Annotated in this window: 7 protein-coding genes, 1 tRNA gene and 1 pseudogene; 6 read left to right on the forward strand and 3 right to left on the reverse strand. The window is 68.4% G+C overall.

Features of this window, described 5'->3' with window-relative positions; translation table 11 throughout:
- A pseudogene (locus AC1DZ6_RS12520) lies at positions 1–419 on the reverse strand (hypothetical protein); the annotation flags it as partial.
- A 158-nt stretch (positions 420–577) separates the two neighbouring features.
- The gene (locus AC1DZ6_RS12525) at positions 578–3,004 is read right to left on the reverse strand and encodes a TonB-dependent receptor (protein ID WP_477097502.1); all 2,427 of its coding nucleotides are present in this window, start codon (positions 3,002–3,004) and stop codon (positions 578–580) included.
- 315 nt (positions 3,005–3,319) lie between these two features.
- Between AC1DZ6_RS12525 and kduI the strand changes: the two genes are divergently transcribed.
- From kduI to AC1DZ6_RS12550, 5 genes are all read left to right on the forward strand, one after another.
- The gene (gene kduI / locus AC1DZ6_RS12530; protein WP_477097503.1) at positions 3,320–4,162 is read left to right on the forward strand and encodes a 5-dehydro-4-deoxy-D-glucuronate isomerase; all 843 of its coding nucleotides are present in this window, start codon (positions 3,320–3,322) and stop codon (positions 4,160–4,162) included.
- A 49-nt stretch (positions 4,163–4,211) separates the two neighbouring features.
- The gene (locus tag AC1DZ6_RS12535; RefSeq protein WP_477097504.1) at positions 4,212–5,408 is read left to right on the forward strand and encodes a glycoside hydrolase family 88/105 protein; all 1,197 of its coding nucleotides are present in this window, start codon (positions 4,212–4,214) and stop codon (positions 5,406–5,408) included.
- 41 nt (positions 5,409–5,449) lie between these two features.
- A complete protein-coding gene (locus AC1DZ6_RS12540) occupies positions 5,450–6,211 on the forward strand; it encodes a FadR/GntR family transcriptional regulator (protein ID WP_477097505.1) in 762 nt (253 codons plus the stop codon).
- Between the two features lie 13 nt (positions 6,212–6,224).
- A complete protein-coding gene (locus AC1DZ6_RS12545; protein ID WP_477097506.1) occupies positions 6,225–7,181 on the forward strand; it encodes a DUF4861 family protein in 957 nt (318 codons plus the stop codon).
- 66 nt (positions 7,182–7,247) lie between these two features.
- Positions 7,248–7,415 (forward strand): hypothetical protein, encoded by a 168-nt coding sequence (locus AC1DZ6_RS12550; RefSeq protein WP_477097507.1) that lies wholly within the window; start codon positions 7,248–7,250, stop codon positions 7,413–7,415.
- Between the two features lie 14 nt (positions 7,416–7,429).
- On the opposite strand, the gene AC1DZ6_RS12555 is transcribed toward AC1DZ6_RS12550, so the two are convergent.
- Positions 7,430–7,514, reverse strand: a tRNA-Leu gene (locus tag AC1DZ6_RS12555).
- A 179-nt stretch (positions 7,515–7,693) separates the two neighbouring features.
- Between AC1DZ6_RS12555 and AC1DZ6_RS12560 the strand changes: the two genes are divergently transcribed.
- The gene (locus AC1DZ6_RS12560; RefSeq protein ID WP_477097508.1) at positions 7,694–8,692 is read left to right on the forward strand and encodes a P1 family peptidase; all 999 of its coding nucleotides are present in this window, start codon (positions 7,694–7,696) and stop codon (positions 8,690–8,692) included.
- Positions 8,693–8,773: the final 81 nt, after the last annotated feature.

The following is an 8,773-nucleotide window of genomic DNA, read 5'->3' on the forward strand; positions in this document are numbered from 1 at the left end:
GCCACGCCGATCTGCCAGGGCCTGCGCTTCCAGATCGGCGGCCTCGCGGGCGGCGGAGGCGGCGGTTCGGCCGCTTCCGGCGTGGGCGTTTCGACGACCTCGGCCTCGACCGCTTCGGCCGGCGCTTCCGGCGCTTCCGGGGCTTCAGGGACTTCGATCACAGCCGCGAAGCCGGCGATCTCGGCGGCGGGCCCCGCCTCAGGCGCTTCGACGACCTCCGCCTCGACGGCTTCGACCGGTGCGGCGGGCTTGGCCTTCGCTCTGGACCTGACCCGAGGTTTAGCAGCCTTGCGCTTGGGCGTCGCCGCTTCCAGCACATCCGCCGTGCTCGGCCCGGCGGTTGCGGCATCCGGTGTTTCTTCCGGGATCTCGGACGGCGTCGGGTCGGTGGGCTCGAGATCGTCGGCGGCGTCGGGCATTCGGATCGCACTCGTTCGGGCGGATGTTCGCCAGCAAGAGCGCGGGCAATAGCACAGGCGGCCCGCCCCGTGACGCGCGCCAAAGTCGCGTCGCGCAAAAAAATTGGCCGATCCCGCGAGCAGGACCGGCCAACAGTGGGGGGATGAACGAGGAGGCTCTAGAAGTTCACGTCCAGGCGGGCGCCGAAGTAGCGGAAGGCGTCGCGGCCCGGGAACCAGGTCTTGCCCGCAGCCGTCGGAATGGCCGGGTTGCTGTAGCCCGAGGTGCCGTTGCCCAGACCCTGGGCGTAGCGCTTGTCGAACAGGTTGTTGGCGAAGGCGGTCAGCTTGTACTTGCCGTCGCGGTCGGCGATGCCGACAGTCAGGTCGGCGATGCCGTAGGCCTTCTGGATCGTGCGCGGGTCCTGGCTGAGGGCGAAGTTGATGTCGTCCTGCCAGCGGACGGTGGCGCCGATAAAGCCCTTGAACGGCACGTTGTCCGGCAGATCGATGTCGTACTGGCCGCCGAGGCTGAACTTGTACTTGGGCACGTTGTTCAGGCGCGCGCCGTGCAGGTTCTGCTGACGGCCGCTGGTGGTCTGCGGCTTGCCGGCCACGATGGGCTGGAGTTGGGTGTAACAGGTGCCGGGGGCGCCCACCTCGCCGACGGGCAGCGGCGAGCCCGCGAGCGTCGGCTGGCCCGAGTAGCAGGGACCGTTGGGGAAATCGATCACCGTGGCGTCGGTGTAGGCGAAGGCCCCGTTCAGGCGGAAGTTCGAGGTGATGCGCGCCACGCCGTCCAGTTCCAGGCCCCGGGTGCGCAGGTGACCCACACTGTTGAGGAAGGTCAGGAAGGTGCCGTCCGGCAGGAACGACGTCACCGAGGTCTGGAAGCCGTGATAGTCGGCGTTGAACAGGGTGGCGTTGAAGTACACCCGACGGTCCAGCAGGCTGCTCTTGAAGCCCAGCTCGTAGTTCTTTGCCGTCTCGGGCGGCACGGGCATGTTCGCCGCGATCTTGGCGTCGAAAGTGCTGACCAGGTCATAGGCCTGACCCTTGTAGCCGGTCGAATAGGTGGCGTAGGTCATGATGTCCGGCGTCCACTTGTACTGGACCCCGACCTTGCCGGTCACCGCGTCGTCGTCATTCGCCCCGCTGAATTCCTGGATCGTGGTGGCCGCGCCCGGCGTGGTGCTGGCGAAGATCGTCTTGTGGAATTGGTAGTCGATCTTCTGGCGGTTGATCCGCGCCCCGCCCGTCAGACTGAGCTTGTCGGTCACGTCGAAGGTGGCGTTGGCGAAGGCAGAGTAGTTCTCGTTGGTGCTTTCGGCCAGGTAGCGGGCCAATTGCAGCACCGGACCGCGGTTCAGGTAGCGATCCAGCTCGTTGCGGGCGTACCAGAGGCCAGCCACGTAGCGCAGGCGGGTGTCGCCCGGCGAGGTCAGACGGAACTCCTGGGTCACCGACTTGGCGTGGAAGTAGCCATTGATCACCGCGCCGCTGTTGATGCCCGACGGGCTGGCGACGGGGAAGCCCAGCAGGAACGGCACGTCGGTGCCGTCGATGTCCTGGAAGTCGGTCATCTTCCAGCGGTCCTGCGAGGTGATCGACGAGAAGCTGTGGCCCTTCAGGACCGAGCCCTCGCCGAAGTTGTAGTCCAGGCGGGCCGTGCCGCCGAACACCTCGGAATTGCCTCCGCCGATCCGGTCGTCGGCCCGGACAAAGTGGTTGTTCTTGTCGATGGTGATCCCGCGCAGGGTGGTGGTGGCTGGGAAGCCCGGCTCGCCTTGGTAGTTGAGGCCCGGGGTCAGCTCGGTGATCGCGCTGGCGCAGCAGCTTGAGACGTTGTGGTTGAACCGCGGCGCCAGGCTGAGCTTGAGGTTCTCGGTGGGCGTCCACTCGATCTTGGCGGTCGCGGTCAGACCCGAGCTGCCGTTGACGTTCTTGCCGGTGGTCAGGTTCTTGAGGTTGCCGTCGTAGTCGCTATTGGCGACGGTCAGGCGGACGCGGATGTCGTCATTGATCGGGCCGGTGACCGTGAAGCCGGCGCGCTTTTCGCCGTCGTCGGTGGTCAGCAGCGTAGCCTTGCCGCCGAACGTGCTGGAGGGCGCGGAGGTGACGATGTTCAGCACCCCGGCGATCGCGCTCTTGCCGAACAGGGTGCTTTGCGGACCGCGGAGCACTTCCACGCGCTCGACATCGATCAGGTCCTTGAAGGCGGCGGCCTGGAAGCCGATCGGCACGTCGTCGATGACCACGGCGACGTCGGACTCGACGGCGATGCCGTTCGAGAAGGTGCCGATGCCGCGCATCTTGATGCTGAAATTGCCCGGTTGCGAGCCGTAGTCGATCGATATCGAAGGCGACAGCTTCACCACGTCGCCCAGTTCGCGGACATTGTTGCGGTCGATCACGTCCTGGGTCAGAGCGGTCACCGACACCGGCACGTCCTGCAGGCGCTCGGCGCGCTTGGTCGAGGTGACGATGATCTCTTCCAGTTGGACCGACGGATCCGAACCGGCGGACTGGGCGTGGGCGACGCCGCACGCGGCGATCGCCGCGAACATGGCCGTGGACGCCAACAGGGCGCGTTGAATGGTTTTCATGATCTTCCCCTCGCTCCTCGCATGGCGCTGGCCGGTTGATCCGGTCAATTAAGAGCGCCTAATTTGGTAAGGCCAAAAATGGCCAGTGGTCAGGGTAATTGTCAAGTAGGTAGCGACATCGTTGTCATTTCGCCCTAACTACTGAAATTGCGCGACCTCACCGGCTCAGGCCGGCGTGACGGCAACGATGCCTTTGCGCGCAGTCACGGAATATGGTCATTTAGCCTTGCGGCCGGGTGGCAAATTGGTAATGCCAGACTGGTCACGAGATGAGGGGCGAATGATCCGCAAGCCACCAAGCGCGAACGCCGAACGATGAGCGAAGCCGGAATGAAGCTCCGCCCCAGCACCGATCGGGAAGGCCTGGCCAGGATGACGGCTCAGGACATCCGCGACACCTTCGTGATCGACGACCTGTTCCAGCCGGGACAGGTGTCGATGACCTATGTCGAGGTCGATCGCGCCGTGGTGGGTTCGGTCGCGCCCATGGCCGCCCCCCTGCTCCTGCCCACCGATCGCCGCCTGGCCTCGGGCTATTTCTGCGAACGCCGCGAACTGGGCGTGACCAACATAGGCGGCCCTGGCTGGATCGAGCTGGACGGCGCCCGCCACGCGCTGGACAATCTGGACAGCCTCTATGTCGGCCGCGGGGTCCAGACCGTGACCTTCGCCAGCGTGTCGATCGACGCGCCTGCCAGGTTCTACTTCGTCAGCTATCCGGCCCACGCCGCCCACCCCAGCCGCGTGGTGCGCAAGGACGAGGCCCGGGTGATCCAGGCCGGCGACCAGAAGACCGCCAACCGCCGCGTCATCCGCCAGAGCATCCGTCCCGGCCTGGTCGAGACCTGCCAGCTGGTCATGGGCTTCACCGAGCTGGAGCCCGGCAATGTCTGGAACACCATGCCGCCGCACACCCACGGACGGCGCAGCGAGATCTACATGTATTTCGACGCCGCACCCGCCCGGGTGATGCACATCATGGGTGAGCCGTCGAATCCCAGGACCGTGTTCATGGACGATGGCGAAGCTGTGTTCTCGCCCAGTTGGTCGATGCACAGCGGAGTCGGCACGGCTGACTATCGCTTCGTCTGGTCGATGGGCGGCGAGAACCTGGACTTCGACGACATGGACCACCTGACCCTGGCCGACCTGCGCTAGGGCCCGGTCGGTGCTCGAAGACAAGAACAAGAACGACTAGGGAGACGAGATGATGTTGCGACGCCTGACCGGAACGCTTCTGGCCACCGCCGCCCTGCTGGGGTCGCTGCCGGCCTGCGCGGCGACGCCGGCCAAGTCCCCCGCCAAGGCCAGCGCCAGCGCGCCGGCCCATGCGGCCGTCCTGGCGGTCGGCGCCCACGTGGCCGACTGGCAACTGAGCCACATGGACAATTTCGACTACGTGCCCGCCTCGCAGTTCCGGCGCGATACCGAGGCGCCGCGCGACTGGATCCAGGCGGCGTTCTACATCGGTCTGACCGCCTTCGCCGACGCCCAGAAGGATTCCAAATACGCCGACGCGATCGTGGCCCACGGCCAGGCCGAGGGCTGGGGCTTCGACAAACGTCCGCGCCACGCCGACGCCGACGCGACCGGCGCCGTCTGGATTTGGTCCGCCGCTCACACCCACGACGCGACGAAGTTGGCTCCGACCCGCGCCCGCTTCGACGCGGTGCTGGCCGATCCCTCGCACGTCGATCTCGGCTTCGAGGCCAAGCCGCCCCAAGGCGGGGATCCCTATTGCCAGGTGCGCTGGTGCTGGAGCGACGCCATCTTCATGGCCCCGCCCGCCTGGATCGCCCTGTCCAAGGAGACCCGGGATCCGCGCTACCTAGCCCATGCCGACAGCGAATTCTGGGCGACCACCGACCTGCTCTACGACAAGACCGACCACCTCTATTTCCGCGACAGCAGGTTCATCGCCCGGCGCAGCGAGGCCGGCGCCAAGATCTTCTGGGGCCGAGGCAACGGCTGGGCCTTCGCCGGGATCGCCCGCATCCTGCAGGACCTGCCCAAAGACCACCCCAGCCGACCGCGCTACGAGGCGCTGTTCCAGCAGATGGCGGCCAAGATCGTCACCCTGCAGGGCGAGCAAGGCTATTGGCCGGTGTCCCTGCTGGAGCCGCAGAAGACGCCCGAGACCAGTGGCACCGGCTTCTTCGTCTACGGCCTGGCCTGGGGCGTGAACCACGGCCTGCTGCCCGCCGCCCAGTATCGCCCGGCGATCGACAAGGGCTGGACCGCCCTGGCCGCCGCGGTCGAGCCGGACGGCAAGCTGGGCTGGGTGCAGCGGGTGGGCGCCGCGCCCGATCAAGTGGGGCCCGACGACACCCAGCTCTACGGCGTCGGCGCGTTCCTGCTGGCCGCCAGCGAGGTGTCCAGGCTGCCCGCCGGCGGCGGACGGTGACGTCGTTTGCCCCGCCGCCCGTCCCCGCTAGGATRATCGACATGACCACCGGCGCCTCAGATCCCCAGAAGCTGTACCAGCAGATCGCCCGAGCGATCGCCACGTCGATCAACGACGGCCGCTACGGCCCCGGCGACAAGCTGCCGTCCGAACGCGAACTGGCCGATGACTTCGGGGTAAGTCGTCCGACCGTTCGCGACGCCATGATCGCCCTGGAGTTCCAGGGCCTGGTCGAGGCGCGCCAGGGGTCCGGAGTCTATGTCAACGCCGTGGCCGCCCCCGGGGCCGACGATCCGGCCGAGGTCGAGGTCGGCGCCCTGGAGCTGACCGAGGCGCGACGTCTGTTCGAAGGCGAGGCCTGCGCCCTGTCGGCGGCCACCGTCACCGACGAGAACCTGGCCTCGCTGGACCAGATCGTCGGCCAGATGGCCCGCAGCTTCGCCCCCGACGAGGTCGAGCGGCTGGAGCAGGAGTTCCATCTGGCCATCGCCCGCGCCACCGGCAACGCCGCGATCGAGGCCGGCGTCGAGGACCTGTGGACCCTGCGCCAGCAGTCGCCCGCCTGCGTGGCCATGCTGCGGCGGGCCCGCGCCCATGGCGGCGGCGACTTCGTCGAGGAACACCGCCAGATCATCGCCGCCCTGCGCCAGCGCGATCCCAAGACCGCCCGCCAGGCGATCCACGCCCACCTGGCCCAGGTGATCGACGACCTGCTGGCCGTGACCGAACTCGACGCCCTCCAGCAGACCCGCCAGAAAATGGCCGAGCAGCGACGCGAGCTGGCTCGGCGCACAGAGATCTAGAGCGAGCCCCCTGATGTCCAAGCTGATCCTGTCTCTCGCAGTCGCCGCGAGCCTGTCACTGCCCGCTCTGGCCCTGTCCGGCCCGGCGCGCGCCCAGGCCGCCCCCGTCCTCCCGCCGCTGGTCGAACCGGTGCTGACCAAGCCCGACGCCGAGGGCCAGAAGTCCCGCGCCATCGTCGCCTACGCGCCCTATCGCTACGACGACATCCTCTGGGAGAACGACCGGACCGCCCACCGGATCTATGGCCCCGCCCTGCAGGCCTTCGAACCGCCCTCGACCTCCGGCATGGACGCCTGGGGCAAGCTGGTGCGCTGGCCGTTCATGGAGCGCCAGCTGAAGACCGGAAAGCAGCACGACTTCCACGGCGAGGGGCTGGACTTCTACGACGTCAACACCTTCCGGGGGGCCGGCGGCCTGGGCGTCTGGCAGGACAACAAGCTGTGGACCTCGCGCAACTGGAAGTCCTACGAGATCCTCAAGACCGGCGGCGACGTCGCGCAGTTCAAGGTTACCTACGCCCCGTGGCCGGTCGATGTTGACCGCAAGGTCTGGGAGACCCGCACCTTCACCCTGCCGCTGGGCACCAACTTCACGCGGATGGTCTCGACGATCAGCTCCGACAAGCCCGGGCCTCTGGTTATCGGGATCGGCATCAGCAAGCGCAAGGCAACCCACCAGGGCGCGGGCGGGGTGCTCACCAAGGATCTCGGCGCCGGCCGGGTTTCCTATTGGGAGCCCACCGATCCCGTGAAGGGCACGATGGGCATCGCCCTGATGGTCGATCCCAAGGCCCTGGTCGAGGTCCGCCAGGACGCCGACAACTATCTGGTCCTGGTCAAGGTCGAGCCCGGCAAGCCGTTCGTCTACTACATGGGCGCGGCCTGGGACAAAGGCCTCGACTTCCACGACCGGGCCGGCTGGGAAGCCTATGTGAAGGACCAGAAGCCGGATTTCGATCCGGCGCACTGAGGCCTTGGCGGAACCGCCGGCGATCGGCGCGCGCTCCCCGGACTGGCGCGAACGGACGAGTTCACGATGGGCAAGCGATCTGAAGCGATAGCGACGGCGGCCCGACGCCCGGTGCGGGCGTCGTTGTCGGCCGCCGCCCTCGTCGTCGACTGGGCCACCCTGGCCGCCCTGGGCGCCGCCACGGTCGCCCTGCTGATCGCCACGCGGCTGCCGCGTCGCCGCAAGCGTTCCTGATTTCAAAAGATTGTTGGTGCGGGCGGCCGGGGTCGAACCGGCACTCCTTTCGGAACCGGATTTTGAGTCCGGCGCGTCTACCAGTTCCACCACGCCCGCACGGCGCCGACCTGCCCGAGGGCCCGGTCGCTTCCCCACTCCAATAGGCCGGACGCCAGAGCGTCTCGACGAGGGGAGTGCTGTCTAGCAAAGGCGCGGGCGAAGTTCCAGACGCCTTTGAGCGCTTTCCACACCGCGCCATCCGGCCGATGCTGCCCGCGCCCGCTGGAGACGCCGCCTTGCCCCATCCTCCCCGCCCCGGTCCCCGCAACCTGATCACCGACGTGCCGGGCCTGACCGTCGGCCACGCCGCCGACGAGGCGGTGCGCAGCGGCGTGACCGCCCTGCTCTGCCCCGGCGGCTGGGTCGGAGCGGTGGACGTTCGCGGCGGCGGGCCTGGGATTCGCGAGAGCGACGTGCTGCGGCCAGAAAACAATTTCAGCCGGGCTCACGCCGTCGTCCTGTCGGGCGGTTCGGTGTTTGGCCTAGGCGCGGCGGACGGCGTGACGGCGGTCCTGTCGGCGACGGGACACGGGCTTCGGCGCGTGCCGGACCTGCCGGCCATCCCGATCGTGCCCAGCGCGGTGCTGCACGACCTGGGCAACGGCGGCGACAAGGCCTGGGGCCTCGATCCGCCCTATCGCGCCCTGGGCATGGCCGCCGTCGCGGCGGCCGGCGAGGACTTCGCCCTCGGCTCGGTCGGGGCTGGACGCGGGGCGATGGCCGGGCTGCACAAGGGCGGCGTCGGCTCGGCCTCGCTGGACCTAGGCGACGGCCTGGTGGTCGGGGCGCTGGTGGCGGTCAATCCGGTGGGCTCAGTCTACATGCCCGGCGGCGAGGCGTTCTGGGCCTGGCCGTTCGAGATCGACGCCGAATTTGGTGGACGCGCTCCCGATCCGTCGGTCCAGGCGGTCGAGCCGATCCCCGACGACACCAAGCTGGCGGCGCTGGGCCGGTTCAACGCCGGCGAAAACACCACCCTGGCCGTGGTGGCGACCACCGCCGCTCTGACCACCGCCGAGGCCACGCGCCTGGCGATGATGGCCCAGGACGGCTTGGCGCGGGCGATCCGGCCGGTCCACACCCCATTCGACGGCGACGTGGTCTTCGCCCTTTCCTCTGGCGCGGTAGAGATCGGCGAGGGTCCGGCGCGATCGCTGACGATCGCCCGACTGGGTTCGGCGGCCGCCGACACCCTGGCTCGGGCGATCGCGCGCGGGGTGTTCGAGGCCCGCTAGGACCCCGGCGCGGTGTCGGCCCCGTAGAGCGTGCCGGCGGCGCTTTCGAGCTGGCCCAGCAGGCGCTTGAGCGTCGCGACC

Source organism: Caulobacter sp. P1_B12_2, from assembly GCF_056406675.1.